22 protein-coding genes are annotated in these 25,104 nt (G+C 68.4%); 8 read left to right on the top strand and 14 right to left on the bottom strand.

Going from position 1 to position 25,104, the window contains the following annotated elements; translation table 11 throughout:
* Positions 1 to 91: 91 nt before the first annotated feature.
* Both TMO_RS15075 and TMO_RS15080 read left to right on the top strand, forming a co-directional pair.
* Complete coding sequence (locus TMO_RS15075) at positions 92 to 799, top strand: DUF484 family protein (RefSeq protein WP_041605012.1); 708 nt, start codon at positions 92 to 94, stop codon at positions 797 to 799.
* On the top strand, positions 784 to 1,806 hold the full coding sequence (locus TMO_RS15080) for a tyrosine recombinase XerC (RefSeq protein ID WP_014746507.1): 1,023 nt from the start codon (positions 784 to 786) through the stop codon (positions 1,804 to 1,806). Before TMO_RS15075 ends, TMO_RS15080 begins: the two co-directional genes overlap by 16 nt.
* On the opposite strand, the gene TMO_RS15085 is transcribed toward TMO_RS15080, so the two are convergent.
* From TMO_RS15085 to TMO_RS15115, 7 genes are all read right to left on the bottom strand, one after another.
* Entirely contained in the window at positions 1,797 to 3,242 is a 1,446-nt protein-coding gene (locus TMO_RS15085) for a multicopper oxidase family protein (RefSeq protein WP_014746508.1), read from the bottom strand. The genes TMO_RS15080 and TMO_RS15085 overlap by 10 nt on opposite strands.
* 61 nt (positions 3,243 to 3,303) lie before the next feature.
* The gene (locus TMO_RS15090; RefSeq protein ID WP_014746509.1) at positions 3,304 to 3,633 is read right to left on the bottom strand and encodes a hypothetical protein; all 330 of its coding nucleotides are present in this window, start codon (positions 3,631 to 3,633) and stop codon (positions 3,304 to 3,306) included.
* Positions 3,634 to 3,655: 22 nt separating this feature from the next.
* The gene (locus TMO_RS15095) at positions 3,656 to 4,381 is read right to left on the bottom strand and encodes a Crp/Fnr family transcriptional regulator (protein WP_014746510.1); all 726 of its coding nucleotides are present in this window, start codon (positions 4,379 to 4,381) and stop codon (positions 3,656 to 3,658) included.
* 265 nt (positions 4,382 to 4,646) lie between these two features.
* Positions 4,647 to 5,957: a hypothetical protein gene (locus TMO_RS15100; protein ID WP_014746511.1), complete on the bottom strand. Its 1,311-nt coding sequence runs from the start codon at positions 5,955 to 5,957 to the stop codon at positions 4,647 to 4,649.
* Between the two features lie 82 nt (positions 5,958 to 6,039).
* A complete protein-coding gene (locus TMO_RS15105) occupies positions 6,040 to 6,771 on the bottom strand; it encodes an ABC transporter ATP-binding protein (RefSeq protein ID WP_014746512.1) in 732 nt (243 codons plus the stop codon).
* Positions 6,771 to 7,898 (bottom strand): ABC transporter permease, encoded by a 1,128-nt coding sequence (locus TMO_RS15110; RefSeq protein ID WP_014746513.1) that lies wholly within the window; start codon positions 7,896 to 7,898, stop codon positions 6,771 to 6,773. Before TMO_RS15110 ends, TMO_RS15105 begins: the two co-directional genes overlap by 1 nt.
* Positions 7,895 to 9,148 carry an efflux RND transporter periplasmic adaptor subunit gene (locus TMO_RS15115; protein ID WP_187297788.1) on the bottom strand — a complete coding sequence of 418 codons (1,254 nt, stop codon included), beginning with the start codon at positions 9,146 to 9,148 and terminating at the stop codon, positions 7,895 to 7,897. The genes TMO_RS15110 and TMO_RS15115 overlap by 4 nt, the downstream gene beginning before the upstream one ends.
* A 231-nt stretch (positions 9,149 to 9,379) precedes the next feature.
* Here TMO_RS15115 and TMO_RS15120 point away from each other — a divergent pair, with 231 nt between their 5' ends.
* From TMO_RS15120 to TMO_RS15135, 4 genes are all read left to right on the top strand, one after another.
* On the top strand, positions 9,380 to 9,703 hold the full coding sequence (locus TMO_RS15120) for an EF-hand domain-containing protein (RefSeq protein WP_014746515.1): 324 nt from the start codon (positions 9,380 to 9,382) through the stop codon (positions 9,701 to 9,703).
* 112 nt (positions 9,704 to 9,815) lie between these two features.
* Positions 9,816 to 10,379, top strand: a complete 564-nt coding sequence (locus tag TMO_RS15125) for a sigma-70 family RNA polymerase sigma factor (RefSeq protein WP_014746516.1) — start codon at positions 9,816 to 9,818, stop codon at positions 10,377 to 10,379.
* Positions 10,376 to 10,825, top strand: coding sequence for a hypothetical protein (locus TMO_RS29535; RefSeq protein ID WP_014746517.1), 450 nt, complete (start codon positions 10,376 to 10,378; stop codon positions 10,823 to 10,825). The genes TMO_RS15125 and TMO_RS29535 overlap by 4 nt, the downstream gene beginning before the upstream one ends.
* Entirely contained in the window at positions 10,822 to 11,283 is a 462-nt protein-coding gene (locus TMO_RS15135; RefSeq protein ID WP_014746518.1) for a periplasmic heavy metal sensor, read from the top strand. Before TMO_RS29535 ends, TMO_RS15135 begins: the two co-directional genes overlap by 4 nt.
* A gap of 107 nt (positions 11,284 to 11,390) precedes the next feature.
* Here the strand turns inward: TMO_RS15135 and lpdA are convergent, their stop codons facing one another.
* The 7 genes from lpdA to zapE all read right to left on the bottom strand — a co-directional run bounded on the left by lpdA (position 11,391) and on the right by zapE (position 21,962).
* Positions 11,391 to 12,803: a dihydrolipoyl dehydrogenase gene (lpdA, locus tag TMO_RS15140; RefSeq protein WP_014746519.1), complete on the bottom strand. Its 1,413-nt coding sequence runs from the start codon at positions 12,801 to 12,803 to the stop codon at positions 11,391 to 11,393.
* 75 nt (positions 12,804 to 12,878) lie between these two features.
* Complete coding sequence (odhB, locus tag TMO_RS15145; protein WP_041606586.1) at positions 12,879 to 14,108, bottom strand: 2-oxoglutarate dehydrogenase complex dihydrolipoyllysine-residue succinyltransferase; 1,230 nt, start codon at positions 14,106 to 14,108, stop codon at positions 12,879 to 12,881.
* Between the two features lie 145 nt (positions 14,109 to 14,253).
* Complete coding sequence (locus TMO_RS15150) at positions 14,254 to 17,145, bottom strand: 2-oxoglutarate dehydrogenase E1 component (protein ID WP_014746521.1); 2,892 nt, start codon at positions 17,143 to 17,145, stop codon at positions 14,254 to 14,256.
* A 65-nt stretch (positions 17,146 to 17,210) separates the two neighbouring features.
* On the bottom strand, positions 17,211 to 18,086 hold the full coding sequence (sucD, locus tag TMO_RS15155; protein ID WP_014746522.1) for a succinate--CoA ligase subunit alpha: 876 nt from the start codon (positions 18,084 to 18,086) through the stop codon (positions 17,211 to 17,213).
* Positions 18,087 to 18,088: 2 nt separating this feature from the next.
* Positions 18,089 to 19,258, bottom strand: coding sequence for an ADP-forming succinate--CoA ligase subunit beta (gene sucC, locus TMO_RS15160; protein ID WP_014746523.1), 1,170 nt, complete (start codon positions 19,256 to 19,258; stop codon positions 18,089 to 18,091).
* A 179-nt stretch (positions 19,259 to 19,437) separates the two neighbouring features.
* Positions 19,438 to 20,382 (bottom strand): malate dehydrogenase, encoded by a 945-nt coding sequence (mdh, locus tag TMO_RS15165; protein ID WP_014746524.1) that lies wholly within the window; start codon positions 20,380 to 20,382, stop codon positions 19,438 to 19,440.
* A 401-nt stretch (positions 20,383 to 20,783) separates the two neighbouring features.
* On the bottom strand, positions 20,784 to 21,962 hold the full coding sequence (zapE, locus tag TMO_RS15170) for a cell division protein ZapE (RefSeq protein WP_014746525.1): 1,179 nt from the start codon (positions 21,960 to 21,962) through the stop codon (positions 20,784 to 20,786).
* Positions 21,963 to 22,180: 218 nt separating this feature from the next.
* On the opposite strand from zapE, the gene TMO_RS15175 reads away from it, so the two are divergent.
* Positions 22,181 to 23,794, top strand: a complete 1,614-nt coding sequence (locus TMO_RS15175) for a gamma-glutamyltransferase family protein (protein ID WP_228382236.1) — start codon at positions 22,181 to 22,183, stop codon at positions 23,792 to 23,794.
* 176 nt (positions 23,795 to 23,970) lie between these two features.
* Positions 23,971 to 24,963, top strand: coding sequence for an aspartate-semialdehyde dehydrogenase (locus TMO_RS15180; RefSeq protein WP_014746527.1), 993 nt, complete (start codon positions 23,971 to 23,973; stop codon positions 24,961 to 24,963).
* Positions 24,964 to 25,104: the final 141 nt, after the last annotated feature.

The following is a 25,104-nucleotide window of genomic DNA, read 5'->3' on the forward strand; positions in this document are numbered from 1 at the left end:
GATGACCCTGAGGGTCGACCCCGCAGCCGCGCCGTTCCATATTGAAGGGCAACCCCCTTCCCGCCACCCCGAGGCAGACCGACCCGCCAAGATGACCAGCAGCTCCGACACCGCCGCCCCCGCCGCCGGCCGCCCGATCCAGGACGCCGACGTGCTGGCGCATCTCGCCCGCCACCCGGATTTCTTCCAGCGCCACCCCGAAGCCCTGGAAGCCCTGGTTCTGCCGGGCCGTCGCCACGGCGACGGCGTCGTCGACATGCAGCGCTTCCAGATCGACCGGCTGGCACGGACGGTGGACGACATGCGCAGCAACCAGAAGCGCCTGATCGGCACGGTTCAGGCCAATGCCGAGATCGACCAGCGGGTCCGCCAGTCGGTCCTGGCCCTGGTCGAGGCGCAGACCGTCGATGCCGTGGTCGACCGGCTGGTCCAGGCTGTCCCCCAGGCGCTGGGCATCGAATGCGCGCTGGTTGCGGCCGAAGGCGATGCCGGCCGGATGCCGGCGGGTGTCACCGCCCTTCCCCCCGGCACGATCGATCGCCTGCTGGGCGCCGGTCGGCCGCTTCGGCTGCGCGGCCGGATCGAGGCCGATGCCCGGGCACCGCTCTGGACCGGGAACGATACCGTCCGGTCCGACGCCGTCGTCCGCCTGGAGACCCGCGCCGACATGCCGCCGATGGTGATGGTGCTGGGCAATGGCCGCGAAGCCACCTGGCATGACGGTCAGGCGAGCGATCTGCTCGATTTCCTGGCGGCCGTGGCCGCCCGCTGCCTGGCCCGGTCGTGGCCCGGCGCCTGACGCAGGATCCGGCCGCCCCCCTGCCGGCGGATATCGCGGCGGCCGTCGAAGACTGGCGGCGCTGGCTGGTGGCCGAGCGGCGCGCCTCGGCCAATACGGTCGCCGCCTATGACCGCGATCTGACGCAGTTTCTGCGCTTCATCACCGACTGGGCCGGTGGGATCGGTGATCTTTCCGCACTGGCCGCCATCGACATCCAGGGGTTTCGCGCCTGGATGGCCCGGCGGCGCGCCGACGGCCTGAAACCCGCCTCCACCGCCCGGGCGCTGGCAGTGGTGCGCGGGTTCTATCGACGGCTCGATCGGGTGCACGGCCTGCCGGCGCCGGGGCTCGCCGGTCTTTCGGCACCGAAACACGTCCGCCCGGCACCTCGCCCCGTGGCGGCGGCCGATGCCCGCCGGCTGATCGCCGCAGCCGCCGATATCGGCGCCGAAACCGGCCGCGACTGGGTGGCGCTGCGCGAACGCGCCCTCTTCGCCCTGCTCTGGGGAGCGGGGCTGCGCATCGGTGAGGCGCTGTCGCTGGACGGGCGCGACTGGCCGGCGCCGGGCAGCCGCCAGCCGGCCCTGGTGGTGCGCGGCAAGGGCGGCAAGCAGCGCCGGGTGCCACTGATCCCGGCGGTGGTCGGCGCGGTCGAGGCCTACCGTGCCGCCTGCCCGCATCCGCAGACCTCCGACCGGCCGGTCTTCACCGGCGTGCGCGGCGGCCGGCTGGACCGGGCGGTGGCGGAACGGCACATGGCGGCGGCGCGGCGCGCGCTGGGGCTGGATGCGACCGCCACCCCCCATGCGCTGCGCCACGCCTTCGCCACCCATCTTCTGGATGGCGGCGCCGATCTTCGGATCATCCAGGATCTGCTGGGCCATGAGAGCCTGGCGACCACCCAGCGCTACACGGCAGTTGCGACCGAACGGATGATCGCCGCCTATGCCGCGGCGCACCCCCGGGCACGGCTGCGCAGCGGCGAGGACGAGACGGACGGCACGGACCGCCCCCCTCAGACATAGACCAGTTCGGTCATCATGCCGGTGGCCATATGGTAGAGGCTGTGACAGTGGAACAGCCAGCGGCCGGGATTGTCGGCGGTGACCGCAATGGTGACCGCACTGCCCGGCACCACCTGCACCGTGTCGCGCAGGATGCCACCCACCGGCCGGCCATCGATCGCCGTCACCCGGAAATGATGGCCGTGAAGGTGCATGGGATGCGCCATGGCGGAGCGGTTGACCATGGTCACCGCCAGCACCTCGCCGGCGCGGACCTGCACCGGGCGGCGATCGGCCCAGCTCCGGCCGTCGATGGTCCAGCGATAGGGCATCATCCCGCCATCCAGCACCATCTCCACCCGCCGTGCAGGCCGGACCACCGCGGCATCGGCGGGCATCAGGATCCGGTCCAGCATCGCATCGACCGGTGCGGCCGGTCGTGCCGCCCGCTCGGATAGTCTGGCGACCGCCGCCCCCGGCGTGGCGAGCAGAATGCCGGTGCGGATGGTATCGCCCTCACGCGTCGCCAGCAGCGGCACCACCCCGCCTTCGGCCGGCATGTCGACCAGCAGATCGACCCGCTGCCCCTGGGCAAGCGGGACGTCCGCGACCTCCTGCACCGGCACCTCGTTGCCGTCCACCGCCGCCACGCGGAGGGGATGGCCGCCCAGATCGAGCCGGAAGGCGGTGGCCGTCGCCGCATTGATCACCCTGAGCCGGACCCGCCCGCGCCGCTCGGTCCGCACCACCAGCGGATCGTCGAGCGTGCGGTCCTCGGCCAGGAAGGCGTCGTAATCGACATCGTTGAGATCGGGGCCCGCCGCAGCCTGGCCCATATTCCCGTGGTTCATGGCACCGTGGGTCATCGTGCCGTGGTTCATGCCTCCATGACCCGCCGCCGCCATGCCCGTCAGGCCGGCCAGGATCTCGTCCGGCGTCCGGAAGCTGAAGTCATGGAGCATGACCACCACCTCCTGCCGGTCGGCGGCGAGGTCGGCGGCACTGCGCACGATCAGGGGCGCCGCCAGCAGAAGCTGTTCCTGAAGGCCGGCATGGGAATGCATCCAATGGGTTCCGGGCCGGGCCGCGAAATCATAGACCGCTTGCCCATCGGGTGGAATCAGCCCGGCATAGCCGGTATCGGTCACGCCGTCCTGATCCGGCGGCGGGGTCAGGCCGTGCCAGTGGATGATGGTCGACTCGTCCATCCGATTGTGGAGGGCCAGGTGAAACCGCTCGCCGGGCATCAGTTCCAGCCCGTTGCCGCCGTCGGGACGGCGGAGGCCCCAGACCGTGGCGGCACGGCCGCGGATGTCGATGACCCGGCTTGCGGCCGAAAGATGGTGACGCGGCGCATCGGCATAGGCCGATGGCAGCAGGCCGCGCCCGGCCGCGGCCAGGGCCGCAGCGGCGCCCGCCGCACCAAGCAGGCGGCGGCGGGTGATGTTCATGGACATGGAAAATCCCTTTCCGTCCGGATATCCGATATCTGAAGAGAGGCCCCGTGGCGGGGCGCCGTCAGACGATCGGCGGACGGAACGGGCCTGCCGGGTTGCGGCCGTCGGGCAGGAAGATGGCCGGCAGCGATGGCCGGCCCGCATGGCCGAAGCCGACCGGGATCAGCAGGGCCGGCAGGGCTGCCGGCGCACACAGCATCGCGCAGGCGGCCATGCAGGCGCGATGCTGACGATCGGGCGCCCCGCCATGATGGTCGGGGCAGGGGCTGGCGGCCATGACCACCATCGCCGGCATCGCCTCTGCCGCATGCGATGCCGCCATGTCCCCACCCGACCAGGCGGTCAGGACCAGGGCAAAAACGGCAAGGATGATGAGGGCGATGCGGCGCATGGGCGTGTGCCTGCGGGGTGTATCAGCGGGCGAGCAGCGCTTCGGGGCGGTCGCCGGCCGCCACCCGCAGCAGGCGCATGCGATCCGGCACCACCAGCATGCGGCCCCGGCGTTCCACCACCCCGTCCTCTTGGAGCTGAGAAAGCACGCGGGCCACCGTCTCGCGCGCCGTGCCGACCCGCGCCGCAATGTCGCGCTGGGCCGGAAGACGGTCCACCACCCAGCGGCCCGGGGCCCCGGCATTGCCGTCAGAGGGCTTGGCCAGACGCAGGATCTCCACCGCCACCCGCTCGACCGCACGCAGCGTGCTCAGATCCATGATCCGTTCGTCGCAGGCGCGGATGATCCGGGCCAGACGCAACATCACCTTGCGCGCCACCGTCGGCTCCTCGGTCACCAGCCGGTCGAAGAGCTGGGGAGAGAGTGCGGCCAGCCGGCAATCGGTGGCCGCGACCACCCGCGCCGAGCGCGGCAGGCCGTCGATCGCCGACAGCTCGCCGAAATAGCCCCCGGCCTCAATGCGGGCAAACGAGACTTCGCGGCCGGTCAGGGCGTAGTTGATGACGTCCACCACGCCTTCCAGCACCAGAAAGACGTCGCGATTGCTGCTGCCGTCATCGGCATCCAGCACCACCGCACCGGCGCCGTGACGCATGGTGCGCACCTGCGCCGCCACGGCGGCCAGGCTGTTGCGCGGCAGATCGGCGAGCAGATCGACACGGGCCAGCTCTATGGCGAGAGTCGTCATCGGCAACAGGGCTCCTGGCGGTATGCGATGCGGCGGCGAACGGACCCCGGAGCCGGCGTGGAAATGCCCCGGGCGACGCCTCGGGGACAGCCGTGCGGGGGCGGACGGCGGTCTGCACCGCCCGGCCACTCTGCCGTTACTCCGAGACGTTAACCGTGGCCGGAAGGCCTGTCCACCTCGTCTCTGCGGCGATGCGAAAGTAATCGTCGCGTCGCGGCAAGTTATTGAGACATCCGTCACATCGCGTCTCGCGATGCCTGGGACCTCAGGGCCCGGGCGCGAATTCCGGCAGCATCAGCTCCACCGCCCGGCGTCCCTCCGGAGCCGTGCCCTCGACCAGGAGCTTCTCGGGAATGCGCCCCTGCAGCCGCCCCTCGACCGGGCCGAGCAGATCGCCGAACAGCCCGTCGCAGAGCATCGACCAGTAGCCGGAGAGGGGGATCGGGTCCACCGGATCGTCGATCCATTCCGACCCGATATTCGGCGGCTCGTAGGCGATCGAGTCCAGCTCCCACTGCCCGCGGCAGATGGTGGGGCGTGCGCCATCCCGCTCGGCGTCCGGGCCGGCGAACAGCATCAGCATCTGCCCCTTCGCCCCGGCGCGCATGCCGAGCCCGATGCCGTCGACATAAGCCACACCACGCCAGAGACCGAGCGGCGGGCCGTCATCCGCCGCCGCATCGGCTGATCCGGTATCGGGCAGGGCCCTGACGGCCAGATCGACCACCACCGGGCGGCCGAGGGGGCTGCGCGGCGGTACCGCCTCACCCACGACGCCGATCGACCCCACGGCCAGGGCGGCGAGATCGGCATCATAGCGCCGGCCCGGTTCCAGGCAGTGGAAGCCCGCAACCACCGCGGTGGGCGGCATAGGCACCGGGGCGGCTTCGGCGGTCGGCACAGGCGGCAGGGCGGGCTCAGGCGCCGCCGCCGGGGGCGGGTCGTCCGCGACGACCGGTGGGGCTGCGTAGCCATAGGCGCCCGGCGCCATCGGTGCCAGAAAGCCGATACAGTCCCGCTCCGTCACCCGGAAGCGCTCGACCGGCAGCGGCCCGAACCGGCTCGGGATCACGGCCAGAGGCTCGACCGACAGGCGGATCGGCCCCTCATCATCCTTGAAGGCGAAGAGATCGTCGAAGCGCGGGGAGCGGGTCTGCGCGCCCGAGGCGGCGAGCGCCCCGACATAAAGCCCGGCCATGGGTTCTGCCTCGTCGGCCGGTGCCCAGAACGCGCCTTCGGCATCGACCTCGCCATCCGCACGCTGATGATGACGCGCGATGTCGGGCGCATTGTTCACGCCATAGCGCGCCGCCCGGAAGATCAGGCGGCCATCGGCCACGGGAATCCGCATCCACCGCCCGGACGGAGCCGGCGGTTCGGCCTGATCATCGGTGTCGGCATCCGGGACGGCTTGCATCTCTTCTGCCGGGTGAGCCGGGGCCTGGGGCGTTGCAGCCTGGGGGGCCGCAGCCTCTTCCGCAAGGGCGGCAGGCGCCAGCATCAGGGCAAGCAGCAGCAGAGAGGCTGCCCGCAGCCGGCGGCCATCGGTTGTCTGATCCCGGGAGGCGGTTCTCATGCCGTCGATCCCATGTCTCCACACGCGCGGCCATGTCGCCGGAGCGGCATGGCCGAAGGACGATACCCGGCTTCGCGCCGAATCAGAAGGCTTTCGCCACGGAACCGACGTCATCGCCTCGTCCGGCCTCCCCCAACCGACCGTCCTGCATCACAAGCCGGCGATGGAACATGTCCAATGCCCGGTGATCATGGGTCACAACCAGCACCGCTGCACCACGATCTTCGGCAATGCGGCGGAACAATCCCATCACCCGGGCCGCGCGATCCGCATCAAGCGCCGCCGTCGGTTCGTCGGCCAGCAGGAGAACCGGCTGATTGGCGATCGCCCTGGCGATCGCCACCCGCTGCTGCTCTCCGCCCGAGAGATGCACCGGCAGGGCTGCGGCCCGGCGACGCAGATCCAGCCAGTCGAGCAGTTCGGCTGCCCGCATCCGGGCCGGACGCCCTGTCATCCCGGCCACCTCCAGCGCAATGCGCACATTCTCTTCAGCCGTCAGGAAGGGAATCAGATTGGCTTTCTGGAACACGAAGCCGATATGGTCGCGGCGAAACCTGCGGCGCTCGGCGGCGGTCATCCCGCAGTCGGAGCCGGCGGCATCGCGGCCGGCAATCCGCACCCGACCCCGGTCCGGCGGCTCCAGCAGACCGGCGGTGAGCAGCAGGGTCGATTTACCCGAGCCGCTGGGCCCAAGCAGCGCCGCCATCTCGCCGGGTGCAAGCGCCAGGTCGATGTCATCCAACGCCCGCACCACCTCGTCGCCACTGCGGAAATCGCGACCGACTCCCCGCATCTCAAGCACCGGCGCCGCCATCAGGCCAGCACCTCCTGCGCACGAACCCGCATCGCCTTCACAATGCCCGCGGCACTGCCGGCCAGGCAGGTCGCCAGTACCATCGCTCCGATCAGGGCGATATCGGCATCCAGCAGCAGCACCCGTCGCGGGAACATCGGAAACAGCAGCCGCCCGGCCGCAAGACCGACCCCAAGCCCGGTCACACCAAGGGCCAGGGCCTGGGTCGCGATCATGGCGACGATCAGCCGGTCGGCGGCCCCGATCAGCTTCAGCATGGCGATGGTGTGCAGCTTCTCGATCGTGCCGGTATAGAGGATCAGCGACACCACCACCGCGGTGATGGTCATCAGCAGCAGGCTGAACAGCAGGATCTGCATGCGAAGCCGTTCAAGCCGGGCATTGAGCAACAGATCGCGCTGGTCCCGGGTGGTGAGCACCGCGACATCGCCCCATCCGGCGATCTCGGCCGCCACCGATATGGCGGCACCGGGCCGCACATCGACCGCCAGAGCCTGGACGTCGCCGTGATCGCCGGCGCTCCCCGCGGCCCGGCGCAGCAAAATGGCTTCCGAGGGGCGCGCCGCCCTCAGCTCGATCAGGTCGGGAATGGTCAGAGCCAGAACCGGATCACCATTGATGTCGACCATGTCGCGCGTCAGCCCGGTGACCCGGAGATGCTGATGCCCCACCACCAGCACGTCGCCGATCGCGAGACCCAGGCTGCGATCGGCGATGGCCACGTCATGCCGCTGGCCGAGCGGCAGTCCTTCCGCCAGGGGCAGCCAGCCGCCGTCGTCGTCCGGCCAGTCGAGCCCAAGCAGGCTCACCTGCCGCACCTGCCCGTCGATGCGCAGGCTGCGGGTCAGCGACAGGAAGGGGCGCACCCTGATCACCCCGTCCACACCCTCGACCCGCCGTTCGGTCGCGAGCGGCACCGCCGATGTCTCGGCAAAGGGGCCACGGGTATCGCCCTGCACCACCCAGAGATCGGCGCCGATCCGGTCGATGACCATCAGGGCGTCGGCGACGATGCCTCGATAGATCCCGGTCATGCCGAAAGCGCCCATCGCCAGCAGGCCGATGCCGATCGCGGTCAGAACGAAGCGCAGCAGGTCGTGGCGGATATCGGCCAGAGCCAGCATCATCGGGCGTCCTCCACCAGCCGCACCCGGCGCAGCGGATACAGGTCATCCGGCGCCAGAACCACTTCGCCGGGTATCAGGCCGTCGGTCACCTCCACCCGTCCGGCACTCACCAGCCCCAGGGTTATCCGCCGCCAGCGGGCCCGACCGTCCTGGCCCAGCAGCCACACGCCGCTGTCGCCTGCCGGCTGCCCCGGTCGCGGGGCCAGCATCGCCCCCGGCACCCAGGTGACCCCCATGCGCTCACCGGTCAGGATCTGGACATCGACCCGCTGGCCCAGTGCCCAATGCCCCGGCAGGTTCTCAGGGACCAGATCGACCATCACCTCACGCGTTTCGGCATCGACCGCGCGGCCGACGCGGGCCACAGCCGCCCGCCACACTTGATCAGGGTCCGAGCGGAAGATCAGCGTCGCCGGCTGACCGGGTGCCAGACCGCTCATCCGGCTCTCATCAATGCGTGCGGTCACGATCAGGCTGCGGGGATCAACCAGATCCATCAGCGGCGCACCGGCACCGACCAGTGATCCCAGATCGGCGGCACGGTCGGTGACGACGCCATCGAACGGCGCCGGAATCGCCGTATCGGCCAGCCGGGCGCGGACAGCATCAACCGCGGCGGCCGCGGCGATGACCGCGGCATCGCGCTCACGGATCATCGCATCCGCCTGGGCGATGGCCGCCACCCCACTCTCGGCCGCGGTGCGGTCGGCATCGAGGGTTGCGGGTGACACGGCACCACGGGCGCTCAAGGTCCGGCTGCGCCGATAGCGGCGGTCGGCCTCGGTTGCAGATGCCACCGCCTCCCGGCGCGCCGCCCGCGCCTGATCGGCAGCCTGACGCGCGCCGGCATGGTCTGCTTCGGCGGCGGCAAGGCTGCCCGTCAGGTCATAGGCATCGAGCCTGATCAGCAGATGGCCGGCCTCGACCCACTCCCCCCGCTCGGCGCCCAGGGCCAGAACCCGACCGGATACCCGGCTGGCCAGAGTGGCGCGGATCGTCGCGTCCAGCGTGCCCGGCCCCGATACCACCAGCGGCATGACCCGGATCGCCGCGGTGAAGCCCGTCCGATCGATCGGCACGACATAGCGGCGATGGATCAGGGTCGCCGCCATCAACACCATGCCGGCGGCAAGAAGCCACGGCACCATCCGCCGGAGCAGGCGGCCGGGCCTGCGATCGAGAGGATGGGGATGGGGAGGATGGGGATCAGCAGCACGGGGATGGGTGGGTTCGGGATCGATGATCGGCATCAGGCGGGCTTTCGCGATGAACACAGGCATCAGCCCTTACGCGCCCGCAGGCCGCGCTCCGTCGGCTCACGGCTGAGATTTCCGATGACGGCCCTGTTTTAGCGGCGTCGACAGCTTTCCTTCACTTTTCGCGACGGAAAGGTCGAGGACCATCCGTAAGCCCTCTTGACCGTCGCAGCCGGCGCCGCCGGCCGGCCGTCATACCTGATATCCAGATCCGGAGACCCCGTGATGACCACATCCATCCATCTGCGGCTTGCCGCGCTGCTGTCCGGCGGCTGCCTGCTGATTGGAACCGCCGGCGCCGCCATCGCCGCCGAGCCGCCAACTTTCCAATCGATCGATACCGATGGCAATGGCACGCTCAGCCGCACGGAATGGGGCAAGATGGTCGAGGAACAGATGGCCGTCGCCGAAGGCCGGGCGGCGAAGCGTCTGGCCGAGATGCCCGAGGATCGGCGGACCGAGGCGCTCGACCGACGATTCCGCAGCATAGACAGCGATAGCGACGGCAGCTTGTCCCAGGCGGAATGGGATGCGCGCCGGCGCAACTGAGCCATGGCCACCGGCTCCAGCCCGTCTCCTCCGTCCGCCTTTACAATCTGCTCCGACCGGGGGCCGTTGATATGATCCCGCTCATCACCGGCCGTGACAGCCCGGCTGCGCCATGACCGAGCCCAGCGACGACAGTCTGGTCGTTCGGGTGGCGGCCGGCGATCACGCCGCATTCGCCCTGCTGATGACGCGCCATATGCGGCGCGCCATCAGCATCGCCCGTGGTGTTGCCCGCAACACCGCCGATGCCGACGAGATCGCCCAGGATGCCTTCCTCCGGCTCTGGACCCATGCCGGTCGCTTCGATCGCACGCGTGGCGGCTTCACCGCCTGGTTCGGCCGCATCGTGCTCAACCTGACGCTCGATCGACGGCGCCGGCCGGTGACCGAGCTGCTGGATGACCGGATCGCGGTCGCCGACGACCGGCCGGATGCGTTGGACCGGCTGATCGGGGCCGAACGCGATGCCAGCCTGCACGCCGGGCTCGATCAGCTGGGTGACCGGCAGCGCGCCGCGATCGTCCTGTTTCATGTCGAGGGGATCAGCGGGCATGACTGCGCGCAGATCCTGGATCTGAGCGACGATGCATTCGAAAGCCTGCTGTCGCGGGCACGCCGCAGCCTGCGCCGGGCGATCGACCGGCAAACCAGCCGGAAGGAGAGGTGTACACCATGACCCCCGACAGATTCCGCCGTCTCCTGGATGCCTATGGCGCCGACATCGACCGCTGGCCCGCGCCCGACCGCCAGGCGGCCAGGACATGCCTGGCCCACCATCCCGATCTGCTCGTGCCGATGGGCCGGGCAGCCGCCCTTGATGCATCGATCCGCCGCATCGCGCCCGCCGTGTCGCCGGACGCGGTCGCGGCAGCCATCGATGCGGTTAACCGGCGCCTTGAAGCCCCCCCTGCAAACACCCGGCGGCCTGCCGACCACGGCGGTGTCGGTCGGGCCCCACATCAGGCCGTGGCATTGGGCTGGCCGCTGGCCGCCCTGGCCGGCGCCGCGGCCATCCTGCTCGCCATCGGCCTGCACGGCCTGCCCGGCACGGCGGATGGTGCGGCCATGATGACCCTGCTGTTCGACAGCGATCTTATTCTGCTTGATGGAGCCGTCCGGTGATCCGTCCGCTCATCCACCGCCTGCGGCGCCCGCGTGCAGAGCGGCTGGCCCTCATCCTGTCGGTCGCGGCCAACCTCGCGGTTGCGGCGTATCTGCTCCTCGCCGAGCCTGCCCGGCCCTTCGGCCGGGATATGGCGCCGCGCGCCGCGCGCCTGGTGGAGATGATTTCAAACCGCCTGCCGCCGGCGGACGGCGCCAGATTGACGGCCCTCTATGCAGCGCGGCAGCCCGCGATGGCGGCGGAGGACATGGCGTTCCGCCGGGCGATGATCACCGTCATGGCCGAGATCGACAAACCCGAGGTGGACCGTGCCGCCCTGCATGCGGCTTTCAACGAGGCGCGATCCATCCGCAGCCGCTCCGCCGATCTCATGATCGACATCTTCGTCGAGACGCTGGCCGATGCCTCCCTCGAGGCCAGGCAGCAGATCGTCGCGGAAATCCGCGAGGCGCGCTGACAGCGCGCCGAAGCCGGCCCCCTACGCAAAACGCCCGGCAGCGCAGACCGCTGCCGGGCGTTTGTGCGAAAATATTCCCGCGACTATATAGTCACGAGATCTTTTCTTTACATGTTGAGCGTGCGGCCGTCCACCGCCAGCGCCGCTTCCTTCACCGCCTCTTCGAGGGTCGGATGGGCATGGCTGGTGCGGGCGATATCCTCGGCGCTGGCCTTGAACTCCATGGCGAGCACCAGCTCGGAGATCAGGGTGCCGGCATCGGGGCCGATGATGTGGGCGCCCAGAATCCGGTCGGTCTCGGCATCGGCCAGGATCTTCACGAAGCCATCGGTCTCGCCCACCGCGCGGGCGCGGCTGTTGGCCGAGAAGGGGAACTTGCCGGGCTTGTAGGCGATGCCGTCGGCCTTGAGCTGTTCCTCGGTCCGGCCGACGCTGGCGACTTCCGGCCAGGTGTAGATCACACCCGGGATCAGGTTGTAGTCGATATGACCCGACTGACCGGCGATCATCTCGGCCACGATCACGCCCTCTTCCTCGGCCTTGTGGGCGAGCATGGGGCCCTTGATCACGTCGCCGATGGCGCGGATGTTCGGCACATTGGTGCGGAAATGATCGTCGACCTCGATCCGGCCGCGCGGGCCGGTCTCGATGCCCACCGCCTCAAGCCCCAGGCCCTCGGTATAGGGCTTGCGGCCGATGGCGACCAGCACGGCATCCGCCTCGATGGTCTCGGCATCGCCGCCCTTGGCCGGCTCGACCGTCAGCCTGATCGCCTCACCCGAGGTATCGGCGCCGGTGACCTTGGTCGACAGGCGGAACTTCAGGCCCTGGCGGCCCAGGATGCGCTGGAACTGCTTGGAAACCTCGCCATCCATCTCGGGCGTGATCCGGTCCATGAACTCGACGACGGTCACGGCCGAGCCGAGGCGGCTCCAGACCGAGCCGAGTTCCAGACCGATGACGCCGCCGCCGATCACGACCAGACGGCCCGGCACCTTCTCAAACTCGAGCGCGCCGGTCGAACTGACGATCCGCTTCTCGTCGATCTCAACACCCGGCAGGTCGACATGGGTCGACCCGGTGGCGATGATCGTCTCGCGGGCCTTGATCGTCTCGGTGCCGCCGTCGTTCAGCGCCACCTCGATGGTGGTCGCGTCGACGAAACGGCCGGCGCCCTTGAAGTAGGTGACCTTGTTCTTCTTGAACAGGCCTTCGATACCGCCGGTCAGCTGGGAGACGACCTTGCCCTTGCGGGTCATCATCGCGGCGAGGTCGAGTTCGACACCCGACAGCTTCACGCCATGCTCTTCCAGCCCATGCTTCGTCTCGGCATAAAGCTCCGACGACTGCAGCAGCGCCTTCGACGGAATGCAGCCGACATTCAGGCAGGTGCCGCCCAGCGCGCCGCGCTTCTCGACGCAGGCGGTCTTGAGCCCCAGCTGGGCCGCGCGGATCGCCGCAATGTAACCGCCGGGGCCGCCGCCGATGATGACGACGTCGAAGGATTGGGTATCGCTCATCTCATGCATCCTCGAAAAGTCGGAACGCCCGCCGCCGGATGATGGCGGCGGGCGCGGGAGGGATCTGCGTGCCGATCAGAGATCGAACAGCAGCCGCTCCGGGTTCTCGATGCATTCCTTGACGCGCACCAGGAAGCTCACCGCTTCCTTGCCGTCGATGATGCGGTGGTCGTAGGACAGCGCCAGATACATCATCGGACGGATCACGACCTGGCCCTTCTCGGCCATCGGACGCTCCTGGATCTTGTGCATGCCCAGGATGCCCGACTGCGGCGGGTTCAGGATCGGCGACGACATCAGCGAGCCGTACACCCCACCGTTCGAGATGGTGAAGGTGCCGCCGGTCAGCTCTTCCATGGTGAGCTTGCCGTCGCGGGCCTTCACGCCGAGCGCGTTGATGGTCGCCTCGACGCCGGCGAAGGACAGCTGGTCGGCGTCGCGCACCACCGGAACCACCAGGCCCTGCTCGGTGCCGACGGCGACGCCGATGTCGTAGTGGTTCTTGTAGATCAGCTCGTCGCCGTCGATCTGGGCGTTGACCGCCGGATACTCCTTCAGGCCCGCGATCGCGGCCTTCACGAAGAACGACATGAAGCCCAGCTTCACACCGTGCTTCTTCTCGAAGCCGTCCTTGTAGCGGTTGCGCAGCGCCATCACCTGCGACATGTCCACCTCGTTATAGGTGGTCAGGATCGCGGCGGTGTTCTGGGCATCCTTCAGGCGCTCGGCGATGCGGCGGCGCAGCTTGGTCATGCGCACGCGGGTCTCGCGCTCGCCGGCCGGCTGGGCGACCTTGGGCGCCGGGGCGGCGGCGGGCTGGGCCGGGGCGGCAGCAGACTGGGCCGCAGCGGCGCGCTGCACGTCGTCCTTCATGACCCGGCCGTCACGGCCGGTGCCCTCGACCGAACCCGCATCGATACCGGCATCGCCGGCCGCCTTGCGGGCCGCGGGCGACAGGATCTTCTCGGCGGCGGGGGCCGCAGCCGGTGCAGGCTCGGCCTTCGGTGCAGGCTTGGGGGCCTCGGCCTTCTTCGGCGCCTCGGCGGGCTTCGCGGCAGCGGCACCCTGGCCCTCGCCGATCACCCCCAGCAGCGCACCGACTTCGACGTCGGCACCTTCCTCGGCCAGGATATCGGTCAGCACGCCCGAGGCGGGGGCATTGACTTCGAGGGTGACCTTGTCGGTCTCCAGCTCCACCAGTGGCTCATCGGCCTCGACACGGTCACCGACCTTCTTGAACCACTGGCCGATGGTGGCCTCGGTAACCGATTCGCCCAGGCTCGGAACTTTGATCTCGACGCTCATCACGATCCCGATTTCGTTCATGTCCCGGCATCGACGGCCGGGAAGCTACAACACGTGGCTTAGGTGGCGTATCCACGCACGGATGACAAGGCATTAACGCACGAGAAGGGCCGCATGCGACGCATGCGGCCCATGTTCCCGGCGATCAGCCCGCCAGTGCGTCGTCGATCAGCGCCTTTTGTTCTGCGACATGCTTGTGGTGCGAGCCGGTGGCAGGTGCCGCCGCCTCGGGCCGGCCGGCATAGCGCACGCGCTTGCCGGAAGCCCCCATGCTGTCGATCAGGTCGTCCAGGCGCGGGCTCATGAAGAACCAGTAGCCCTGGTTCTTCGGCTCTTCCTGCACCCAGAGCACCTCAGCATTCGGATAGCGCCGCAGCTCTTCCGCGATCGAGGTCGCCGGGAACGGCGCCAGCTGCTCGACGCGGATGATGGCGACATCCTCGATGCCGCGGGCACGGCGCTCTTCCAGCAGGTCATAGTAGACCTTGCCGGTGCAGAGCAGCACCCGGCGGATCTTGTCGGCATGGCGCAGCTGATCCACTTCGCCCAGCACCCGATGGAAGCTGGAGCCCGGGCCCATATCCGACAGTTTCGACACCGCCAGCTTGTGACGCAGAAGCGACTTCGGCGTCATCATGATCAGCGGCTTGCGGAACTTGCGGTGGATCTGCCGGCGCAGGATGTGGAAGTAGTTCGACGGCGTCGTGCAGTTGGCGACCTGGATGTTGTCCTCGCCATAGAGCTGCAGGAACCGCTCGGGCCGCGCCGAGGAATGCTCAGGACCCTGGCCTTCATAGCCATGGGGCAGCAGCATCACCAGGCCCGACATGCGCAGCCACTTCGATTCGGCCGAGCTGATGAACTGGTCGATCATCACCTGTGCGCCGTTCACGAAATCGCCGAACTGGGCTTCCCAGACCACCAGCGCATTGGGCTCTGCCAGCGAATAGCCGTATTCGAAGCCCAGCACCGCATATTCCGACAGCAGGCTGTCCACCACCTCGTAGCCCACCGAGGCACCGAGGTTGTTCAGCGGCACATAGCGCTCTTCGGTCTTCTGGTCGACCAGGACCGAATGGCGGTGCGAGAAGGTGCCGCGGCCGACATCCTGGCCCGACAGGCGGACGGGGTAGCCCTCGGTCAGCAGGGTGCCGAAGGCCAGCGCCTCGCCGAGCGCCCAATCCAGGCCCTCGCCGTTCGCGATCGCTTCGCGCTTCTGGCCCAGCTGACGCTGGATCTTGCGGTGGACGTTCACGCCCTCGGGCACGTCGGTCAGCTTGAAGCCGATCTCGCGCAGACGCTCCAGCGACACGGCGGTAGAGCCGCGGCGGTCGTCGTTCGGCGCCCGCTCATAGCCCTTCCACACGCCCTCGAACCAGTCGGCCTTGTTCGGCTTGTAGGTCTTGGACTGCTCCAGATCCTGCTCGAGGCGCTGATGGAAACTCTTGAGTGCGCCATCGACCTCGTCGCGGGTCATGACGCCGTCATTCACCATCCGGTCGCCATAGATCTGCAGCAGGGTGGGGTGCTGCGCGATCTTGCGGTACATCAGCGGCTGGGTGAACGAGGGCTCGTCGGCCTCGTTATGGCCGTGGCGGCGATAGCAGAAGATGTCGAGGACGACGTCCTTGTGGAAGATCTGACGGAACTCGGCCGCCAGACGCGCCACCCAGACCACCGCCTCCGGATCGTCGCCATTCACATGGAAGACCGGCGCATCGACCATCTTCGCCACATCCGACGGATAGGGCGAGGAGCGCGAGTATTTCGGGCTGGTGGTGAAACCGATCTGGTTGTTCACGATCACGTGGACCGTGCCGCCGGTGCGGTAGCCCTTCAGCTCCGACAGCGCGAAGCATTCGGCCACGACACCCTGGCCGGCAAAGGCCGCATCGCCGTGCAGCAGAATGCTCAGCACCTTCACCCGGTCGGTGTCGCCGCGCTGACCCTGCTTCGCCCGGGTCTTGCCGACGACCACCGGGTTCACCGCCTCGAGATGCGAGGGGTTGGCGGTCAACGACAGATGCACCGTCTTGCCGTTGGCGAGCGTGCGATCGGTCGACGTCCCCAGATGGTACTTCACGTCGCCCGAGCCCTGGACGTCCTCAGGGGTCGCCGATCCGCCGTTGAACTCGTTGAACACCGCCGTGAAGGACTTGCCCATCACCGCGGTCAGCACGTTCAGGCGGCCGCGATGCGGCATGCCCAGCACGACTTCTTCGCAGCCCAGATCCGACGAACTCTCGAGGATCGCCTCGAGCGCCGGAACCAGGGCCTCGCCGCCTTCCAGCGAGAAACGCTTCGTGCCGGTGTACTTGATGTTCAGGAAGCGCTCGAAGCCTTCCGCAATCACCACCTGGCCGAAGATCCGCTTGCGGGTCTCGGCATCAAAGGCCTGCTCGGGGCGGTCGGCTTCGATGCGCGACTGCAGCCAGGCCTTCTGCTCGGGCGACTGGATGTGCATGAATTCGACGCCGACCTTGCCGCAATAGGTCGACTGCAGCTTGTGCAGGATCTCGCGGAGGGTCGCGTTCTCAAGGCCGAGCACGCCGTCGACATAGAAGGTGCGGTCGAGGTCGTCCTCGGTGAAACCGTAGGAAGCCGGATCCAGCTCGGGATGGCCCGACGGGGTTTCAAGCCCGAGCGGATCCAGATTGGCCACCAGATGGCCGCGCACGCGATAGGCGCGGATCAGCATCAGCAGGCGGATGCTGTCCACCGTTGCGGAACGTTCCGTCGGAAGCTCGCCGGTCTTGCCGTTGACCGGGCCGACCCGCAGCCCGGTCGCGCCGTCGGCCTTGAAGGCCAGGGTGTCGGCATGACCGTTGGTCGCAGTGCCGGGCACGATGCCGGGCGCCCAGGGGGCACCGCGGACTTCGGCCAGCACCGACGCGGCTTCGTCGCCCAGATCGGCGAAGAACCCCTGCCAGCTCTCATCGACCGACATGGGGTTCTGGACGAAACGCGCGTAGAGATCGGCGATAAAGGCGCCGTTGCTCCCGAACAGGAACGAAAGTTGCTCGCTTTGCGCAGCCATCTTGAGCAATGGGAGCGCCGCTTACGCGGCGCCCTCTCCAGGTTTGGGTCTGGTTCGTGGATCCGTCAGCCTCGGAGCACCTGGACCATGGTGCTACCGAGAGCCGCGGGCGATTCGGCGATGACGATACCGGCGGACCGCATCGCCTCGAGCTTGTCGTCGGCGCCGCCCTTGCCACCACTGATGATGGCGCCGGCATGGCCCATGCGACGGCCCGGAGGCGCGGTACGCCCGGCGATGAAGCCGACGGTCGGCTTCTTCACCTTGGACTGCTTCAGGAACTCGGCGGCGTCCTCTTCCGCCGAACCGCCGATCTCGCCGATCATGATGATCGCCTCGGTCTCGGGGTCCTTCAGGAACAGGTCCAGCGCGTCGATGAAGTTGGTGCCGTTGATCGGATCGCCGCCGATGCCGATGCAGGTCGACTGGCCGAGGCCGGCGGCAGTGGTCTGCGCGACGGCTTCATAGGTCAGCGTGCCCGAACGGGAAACGATGCCGATCTTGCCCCGCTGGTGGATGTGACCGGGCATGATGCCGATCTTGCACTCACCGGGGGTAATGACGCCGGGGCAATTGGGGCCGATCAGGCGGGTCTTGGAGCGCTCCAGCGCCCGCTTGACACGCACCATGTCCAGCACCGGGATGCCCTCGGTGATGCAGACCACCAGCTGCACTTCGGCATCGACGGCTTCCAGGATCGCGTCGGCCGCATACGGCGGCGGAACGTAGATCACGGAGGCATCGGCGCCGGTCTTCTCCACCGCGTCGGCCACGGTGTCGAACACGGGCAGGTCGAGATGGGTGGTGCCGCCCTTACCGGGCGTCACGCCACCGACCATGCGGGTGCCGTAGGCGATGGCCTGCTCGGAATGGAAGGTGCCCTGCTGGCCGGTGAAGCCCTGGCAGATCACCTTGGTCTGGGCGTTGACGAGCACGGCCATGGTCAGGCGGCCTCCTTCACGGCTTTCACGATCTTCTCGGCAGCGTCGGCCAGATCGTCGGCGGACATGATCGGCAGGCCGGAATTGGCCAGGATCGCCTTGCCCTTCTCGACGTTCGTGCCCTCGAGACGCACCACCAGCGGAACCTGGAGGCTGATCTCGCGGGCCGCAGCCACGACACCCTCGGCGATCACGTCGCAACGCATGATACCGCCAAAGATGTTAACGAGAATCCCCTCGACATTGGGGTCCGAGAGAATCAGCTTGAAGGCCGTGGTCACGCGCTCGCGGGTCGCACCGCCACCGACGTCCAGGAAGTTCGCCGGCTCGCCGCCATACAGCTTGATGATGTCCATGGTCGCCATCGCGAGACCCGCGCCGTTGACCATGCAGCCGATGTTGCCGTCGAGCTTGATGTAGTTGAGGGCGTGACGCGAGGCTTCCAGCTCGGAGGGATCCTCCTCGCTCTCGTCGCGCAGGTCCTCGATGTCCTTGTGACGGAACAGGGCGTTGTCGTCGAAATTCATCTTCGCGTCGAGCGCGATGACGTCGCCCGCGCCGGTCACGACCAGCGGGTTGATCTCGACGATGCTCGCATCGGTCCCGATCACGGCCTGGTACATGGCGAGCATGAACTTGGTCGCAACCGACACCTGCTTGCCTTCCAGGCCGAGACCGTAGGCGATCTTGCGGGCGTGGAAGGGCTGCATGCCGGTGATGACGTCGACCGGCACCTTGATGATCTTCTCAGGGGTCTCTTTCGCGACCTCTTCGATCTCCATGCCGCCTTCGGTCGAGGCCATGAAGGTCACCGACGAGGTCTCGCGGTCGATGACGACGCCGAGATACAGCTCACGACGGATGTCGCAGCCTTCCTCGATGTAGACCCGCTTGACTTCCTTGCCCTCGGGACCGGTCTGGTGCGTGACCAGGGTCATGCCGAGCATGTTCTTCGCGGTCGCAGCGACGTCGTCGAGCGACTTCACGACCTTGACGCCGCCGGCCTTGCCGCGGCCGCCGGCGTGGATCTGGGCCTTCACGACCCAGACCGGGCCACCCAGGCTCTTGGCGACCTCGACCGCCTCTTCCGGCGTGTAGGCGACGCCGCCGCGGGGCACCGCGACGCCGTACTTCGCGAGGAGCGCCTTCGCTTGGTATTCGTGGATGTTCATTGAGCCTCTTCCCTAGACCGCTCGATCAGCCGCGGAGGTGCCGGCGCCTGCAGTTATAGCACCCGTCTCCCGGTGCGCAACCGCCGTCCCCCGCGAAATCAAGCGCTTGAAGCCCGTTTGCGGACCTTTTCCGAGACCGTCTCGGCAAGGCTGCAACAGGGTTTCGCGCGCGGTGCCGATCAGACCGACAGCGCCTCGTTCAGCTTCTTCACCGCATCGACCGAGTGCAGGAAGGCAGCCTTCTCTTCCTCGTTCAGCTCGATCTCGACGATCCGCTCGACACCGCCCTCGCCGATCACGACCGGCACGCCGACATAGAGGCCGTCCACGCCATACTGGCCCGACAGCTTCGCGGCGCAGGGCAGGACCCGCTTCTTGTCCTTGAGATAGGCTTCGGCCATCTGGATGGCCGAGGCGGCCGGCGCATAGAAGGCCGAGCCGGTCTTGAGCAGCGAGACGATCTCGGCGCCGCCGTCACGGGTGCGCTGGATGATCTGGTCGAGCTTCTCCTGGGTCAGCCAGCCCATCTCGACCAGATCGGTCAGCGGGATGCCGGCAACGGTGGAGTAGCGGGCCAGCGGCACCATGGTGTCGCCATGGCCGCCCAGCACGAAGGCGGTCACATCCTCGACCGACACGTTCAGCGCCTCGGCGATGAAGTAGCGGAAGCGGGCGCTGTCGAGCACGCCGGCCATGCCGACGACCTTCTCGGGCTTCAGGCCCGAGAACTTCTGCATCAGGCCGACCATCACGTCGAGCGGGTTCGTGATCACGATCACGAAGGCATCGGGGCAATGGGTCTTGATGCCGTCGGCCACCTGGCCGACGATCTTGGCGTTGATCGCCAGCAGGTCGTCGCGGCTCATACCCGGCTTGCGGGCGATGCCGGCGGTGACGATGACGACGTCGGCACCGGCCAGGGCCGAATAGTCGTTCGCACCGGTCAGACGGCTGTCGAAGCTGTCGACGGGGGACGACTCGGCGATGTCCAGCGCCTTGCCCTGCGGCATGCCCTCGACGACGTCGAAGAGAACGACGTCGCCGAGCTCCTTGAGCCCGGCCAGATGGGCCAGGGTGCCGCCGATATTGCCGGCGCCCACCAGTGCGATCTTGTTGCGTGCCATCGGGTTTCCTCGCGACTTTCCAGCGTCTGGCGTCGGCCGGGAGCGGGCCGGGCCGCCCGTCCGCGAGGAGCGGGGGGTACGGTCACGCGCGCCGGTCGCGCCGCCGACGCACAGAAGGGCCTTCATGCGCCCGTCTGTGCGGATGTGAAATCCGTCCCTCCGTGTACCGCCCGCAAGGGCCACGGATCCCGCATGTCCGGGATCGACGCGGCCGTCTGTCGGCCGGCACTCACACCGCAGATCCGCCGGTATTGAGACGCCGGCAACCCTGCGACACGAAGCTGTAATCTTACCGAAGCAGAAGCCGGTGAACCCGGCGTTTCCGTTCGGAAAATCTCGCGCCGTAACTACTCTCTTTCGCGCGCCGAAGCAAGGGGGCGCACCCCGCTTCGGCCGCCGCATCAGACCAGATGCGGCAGGGCCAGATACTCTTTGCTCTGCATCTCGGCAAGCCGCGATGCGGTGCGGGCAAATTCGAAGGATCCGTCACCGGCCGGGTACAGATCATCGGGCAGGGCCGCCGCCGAACAGACCAGCTTCACCCGGTGTTCGTACAGCTCGTCGATCAGGGTCACGAACCGCGCGGCACGATCCCGGCTGTCCGGCCCCATCGCCGGAATGCCGTCGATGATGACCGTGTGATGGTGGCGGGCGATCTCGATATAGTCCGCAGCCCCGAGCGGCCGGCTGCACAGGTCGTCGAAACCGAAACGCGCAACGCCCCCGGCCGCCTTCGGCACATCGATCCGCCGCCCGGACACGTCCAGCACCTCGGCCGAGGCCGGCGCGCCGCCCGACAGATCCCGGAAGGCTGCATCGAGCGCCGCGCGTGCCGCGGCATCGGCCGGCACATGATAGACCGGCATCAGCGTCAGTCGATCCAGACGATAGTCGCGGGCGGAGTCGAGCTCCATCACCTCGAGCGTGTCGCGGACCAGGCGGATGAAGGGGATGAAGCGGTCGCGCTGCAGCCCGTCGAGGTAGAGATCCTCGGGCGGGCGGTTGGAGGTCGCGATCACATAGACGCCGCGGGCCAGCACATGGGTGAACAGCCGGCCCAGGATCATCGCATCGGCGACGTCGCGGACCTGGAACTCGTCGAAGCAGAGCAGCTTCGCCTCGGCCGCCACCGCATCGGCGATGCGCGGCAGGGGGTCGGGCTCGCGGTCCTGGTCGCCCGTCGTCCGCCAGGCATGCAGACGGGCATGGATGTCGAGCATGAAGGCATGAAAATGGACCCGGCGCTTCGGCGCCACCGGAGCCGCCCTGAAAGCCATGTCCATCAGCATCGACTTGCCGCGACCGACCCCGCCCCAGAGATAGAGCCCGCGCGGCCCGGGCGGCATCGGCGGCGGGCCCTCTTCGGACGCGCTGCCACCGAACAGCCGGCCAAACAGGCCGCGTTTCGGGGCCGGTGCCGGGGGTGGCGCCCCCCTGTCCTCGCGCATGCGCCGGATCAACGCGCTCAACCGGTCGGCCGCCGCGGCCTGGGCGGGATCGGCGGCAATGCGCCCCTCAGCCACCAGGGCGGCATAGGCGCGTGCAGGATCTTGGGCGGCGTCGGGCACGGGTGCGGACATTCGTCGACGGTTGGAGGACGGCCGGCGAGAGGGCGGCCAGCCGGGGCGATGGGGCGGTGTCGGCCCTGAAGATGGGGCATTCTGCCGCATTGCACAACCCGCAGAGGACGGTTGGCGGCCATGCAGCCGGTGCCGGTCGGCACCGCCCCTCGCGCAGGGCGCGCATTCGTGTCACAATCGACAGCGCTTCACGATCTTTTCGGAAGGACCCCCGCCAGATGCGTGCCCGCCAGATGCGTGACTTCCAGCGCCCCGGTCGCTCCGCCGTCTATGCCAACGAGGCAATGGCGGCCACGTCGCACCCACTCGCCACTCTCACTGCGGTCGAAACTCTCCGCGCCGGCGGCAATGCCGTCGATGCAGCCATTGCCGCGGTGGCGGTGCTCGGGCTGCTGGAACCGCACATGACCGGTATCGGCGGCGATTGCTGGATGCTGATCCAGCGCGCCGGCGATGTGGCCCCGCTCTGCTACAATGGCACCGGTCGTGCCGCTGCCGGCGCCGGACCTGCCGTACAGCGGCTCCTCGATAGCGGGGCGGCGACCGTGCCGCAATCGCACCCCCTGGCGGTGACAGTTCCGGGTGCCGTGGAAGCCTGGGACCGTCTGTCCACCGATCACGGCCGGCTGGGTCTGGACCGAATTCTGGCCCCCGCCATCGACCTTGCCCGGGCGGGAGCCCCGGTCGCTCCGCGGGTGGCCGCCGACTGGGCACGCCATGTCGATCTTCTGCAGGCGAACGATGTCACGGCACAAAGCTTCCTTGCCGGCGCACGCGCACCCGCAGCCGGCACCCGCATGCCCCAGACCCAGATGTGCAGAACCCTCTCTGCGATCGCCAAGGACGGTGCCCGCGGTTTCTACGAGGGCTGGGTGGCTGAAGACATGGTCGCCACACTCAAGGGCCTGGGTGGACCGCATGATCTTCAGGACTTGGCCGGGCATGCCGGCAGCTATGTCTCCCCCTCCACCGCCACCTATCGGGGCACGACGGTCTTCGAAAACCCTCCCAACAGCCAGGGGATCATTGCACTTGCCATGCTGGCGATGATGGAGCCGGCCGATGTCGCCGCCCTCGGTCCGGACAGTGCCGCCTTCCACGACCTGATCGCGCGGGCATCGGAGGCCGGCATCGCCCTGCGCGACCGCTTCCTTGCCGACCCGGCCGATGATCACGGCGCCCCTGATGGCGGGCTCGCGCAGATCATGGATGGCGCACGCCTCGCTTCCGCCAGCATTGCCGCAGGAGGCAGGGCAGAGGCAACACCCGGCCGGCCGGGAGGAAGCGGTGATACGGTCTATGTCAGCGTCGTCGATCGCGACCAGACGGCGGTGTCGATGGTCAACTCGATCTTCCATGCCTTCGGCAGCGGTATCACCTGCCCCCGATCGGGCGTGCTGTTCAACAGTCGGGGCACCGGATTCCGCCTGGCGCCGGGGATGCCCGGGCACTACCGTCCGGGTCTGCGGCCGCCGCACACCCTGGTCGCCGGCATGACCGGCGATGGCCGCCGGCCGGTCATGAGTTTCGGGGTGATGGGCGGGCACTACCAGGCCATCGGCCATGCCACCCTGCTCTCCCGGATCATCGATCATGGCCTGGATCCGCAGGCCGCGATCGATCTGCCCCGCTCCATGGCAATGAATGGGGTACTGGAGGTGGAAACCGGCGCCGATTCCGCGCTGATGCCGCGGTTGATCGGTCTGGGTCACCGGGTAAGGGCGGCAGAACAGCCTTTGGGCGGCGCCCAGGCGATCCTGATCGATTGGGACCGGGGCGTGCTGATCGCCGGCTCGGACTCCCGCAAGGACGGTTGCGCGCTCGGCTACTGAACCTGCGGCCGAGGGGCAGGCGCCCGAGAAGTTTTCAACCGAGCCCGCCGGTATGCCGGCGGGCATTGCGTGTGGCCATCCAAGCTGTTAGCGTGCGCCGCGCTTGCAGACGGGGGACTCTGTGCCATATCTCCGTCCTGCGCTCATCAACCTCTCTGCCTCCAAGGAACAGCCCCATGCGGATCGGTATCGTCGGCGCCACCGGCGCGGTCGGTCAGGAGACGATCCAGGTCCTGAAGGACCGTGGTTTCCCCGTGACCGAGCTTCATCTCTTCGCCTCCGAGCGGAGCGCCGGCAAAACCACCGAAACCGCGTTCGGCACCATCACCATCGAGCCGTTCTCGGTGGATGCGGCGCGGGGCATGGACATCGTGTTCCTGGCGGTTTCGGGTGATTTCGCCAAGGAATATGCGCCGCAGATCGCCGCCGAAGGCGGTGCGGTGGTGATCGACAACTCCTCGGCCTTCCGCTACGACGATGCGGTGCCGCTGGTGGTGCCCGAGATCAACGGCCGCCGCGCGCTGGGGCAGAAGCTGATCGCCAATCCGAACTGCACCACGGCGATCCTGCTGATGGCGCTCGCCCCCCTGCACGAGGCTTTCGGCGTGAAGCGCGCCATCGTCTCGACCTATCAGGCGGCGAGCGGCGCCGGCGCCGAGGGCATGACCGAGCTGGAACAGGGCGCGCGCCAGTATCTGGCGGGTGAGCCGGTGACGGCGTCGAAGTTCGCCCATCCGCTGGCCTTCAACCTGATCCCGCATATCGACAGCTTCCAGGACAATGGCTACACCCGCGAGGAGATGAAGGTCCTCTGGGAGACGCGGAAGATCATGGAAGCGCCCGAGGTGCTGCTGAGCTGCACGGCCGTGCGCGTGCCGACCATGCGCGCCCATGCCGAAGCGGTGACCATCGAGACGCGGCACCCGGTCACCCCGGCGGCGGCGCGCGAGGTTCTGGCCAAGGCCCAGGGCGTCACGCTGGCCGATGATCCGGCGAACAAGCTCTACCCGATGCCGCTGACCGCCTCGTCGAAGTATGACGTGGAAGTCGGCCGGATCCGCGAGAGCCTGGTCTTCGGCGAAACCGGTCTCGACTTCTTCGTCTGCGGCGACCAGCTGCTGAAGGGCGCCGCCCTCAACACGGTGCAGATCGCCGAACTGCTGGTCTGACCGGCTGCTGGTCTGACTGGCCGCACCGGACACTCTGCCGGAAGGCCGGCCTCCCATTGGTGAGGCCGGCCTTTTTCGTGCGGATCGCGCGGGCTCGTGCTACCCAGGAAGGACAGCCCCCGCCCGGCCCGAAACCGGCCG

This window comes from Tistrella mobilis KA081020-065 (genome assembly GCF_000264455.2).
GTDB lineage: Bacteria > Pseudomonadota > Alphaproteobacteria > Tistrellales > Tistrellaceae > Tistrella > Tistrella mobilis.

Excerpts from the sequence above, each read along its gene's own strand:
- zapE (WP_014746525.1), bottom strand. The coding sequence starts at position 21,962 with ATGTCCGCACCCGTGCCCGACGCCGCCCAAGATCCTGCACGCGCCTAT.
- TMO_RS15125 (WP_014746516.1), top strand. The coding sequence starts at position 9,816 with ATGACCGAGCCCAGCGACGACAGTCTGGTCGTTCGGGTGGCGGCCGGC.
- TMO_RS15075 (WP_041605012.1), top strand. The coding sequence starts at position 92 with ATGACCAGCAGCTCCGACACCGCCGCCCCCGCCGCCGGCCGCCCGATC.
- mdh (WP_014746524.1), bottom strand. The coding sequence starts at position 20,382 with ATGGCACGCAACAAGATCGCACTGGTGGGCGCCGGCAATATCGGCGGC.
- TMO_RS15180 (WP_014746527.1), top strand. The coding sequence starts at position 23,971 with ATGCGGATCGGTATCGTCGGCGCCACCGGCGCGGTCGGTCAGGAGACG.
- TMO_RS29535 (WP_014746517.1), top strand. The coding sequence starts at position 10,376 with ATGACCCCCGACAGATTCCGCCGTCTCCTGGATGCCTATGGCGCCGAC.
- TMO_RS15085 (WP_014746508.1), bottom strand. The coding sequence starts at position 3,242 with ATGTCCATGAACATCACCCGCCGCCGCCTGCTTGGTGCGGCGGGCGCC.
- lpdA (WP_014746519.1), bottom strand. The coding sequence starts at position 12,803 with ATGAGCGATACCCAATCCTTCGACGTCGTCATCATCGGCGGCGGCCCC.
- TMO_RS15175 (WP_228382236.1), top strand. The coding sequence starts at position 22,181 with ATGCGTGCCCGCCAGATGCGTGACTTCCAGCGCCCCGGTCGCTCCGCC.
- TMO_RS15110 (WP_014746513.1), bottom strand. The coding sequence starts at position 7,898 with ATGATGCTGGCTCTGGCCGATATCCGCCACGACCTGCTGCGCTTCGTT.
- sucD (WP_014746522.1), bottom strand. The coding sequence starts at position 18,086 with ATGGCCGTGCTCGTCAACGCCCAGACCAAGGTGATCTGCCAGGGCTTC.
- TMO_RS15090 (WP_014746509.1), bottom strand. The coding sequence starts at position 3,633 with ATGCGCCGCATCGCCCTCATCATCCTTGCCGTTTTTGCCCTGGTCCTG.
- TMO_RS15115 (WP_187297788.1), bottom strand. The coding sequence starts at position 9,148 with ATGCCGATCATCGATCCCGAACCCACCCATCCCCGTGCTGCTGATCCC.
- TMO_RS15095 (WP_014746510.1), bottom strand. The coding sequence starts at position 4,381 with ATGACGACTCTCGCCATAGAGCTGGCCCGTGTCGATCTGCTCGCCGAT.
- sucC (WP_014746523.1), bottom strand. The coding sequence starts at position 19,258 with ATGAACATCCACGAATACCAAGCGAAGGCGCTCCTCGCGAAGTACGGC.
- TMO_RS15150 (WP_014746521.1), bottom strand. The coding sequence starts at position 17,145 with ATGGCTGCGCAAAGCGAGCAACTTTCGTTCCTGTTCGGGAGCAACGGC.
- odhB (WP_041606586.1), bottom strand. The coding sequence starts at position 14,108 with ATGAGCGTCGAGATCAAAGTTCCGAGCCTGGGCGAATCGGTTACCGAG.
- TMO_RS15100 (WP_014746511.1), bottom strand. The coding sequence starts at position 5,957 with ATGAGAACCGCCTCCCGGGATCAGACAACCGATGGCCGCCGGCTGCGG.
- TMO_RS15105 (WP_014746512.1), bottom strand. The coding sequence starts at position 6,771 with ATGGCGGCGCCGGTGCTTGAGATGCGGGGAGTCGGTCGCGATTTCCGC.
- TMO_RS15120 (WP_014746515.1), top strand. The coding sequence starts at position 9,380 with ATGACCACATCCATCCATCTGCGGCTTGCCGCGCTGCTGTCCGGCGGC.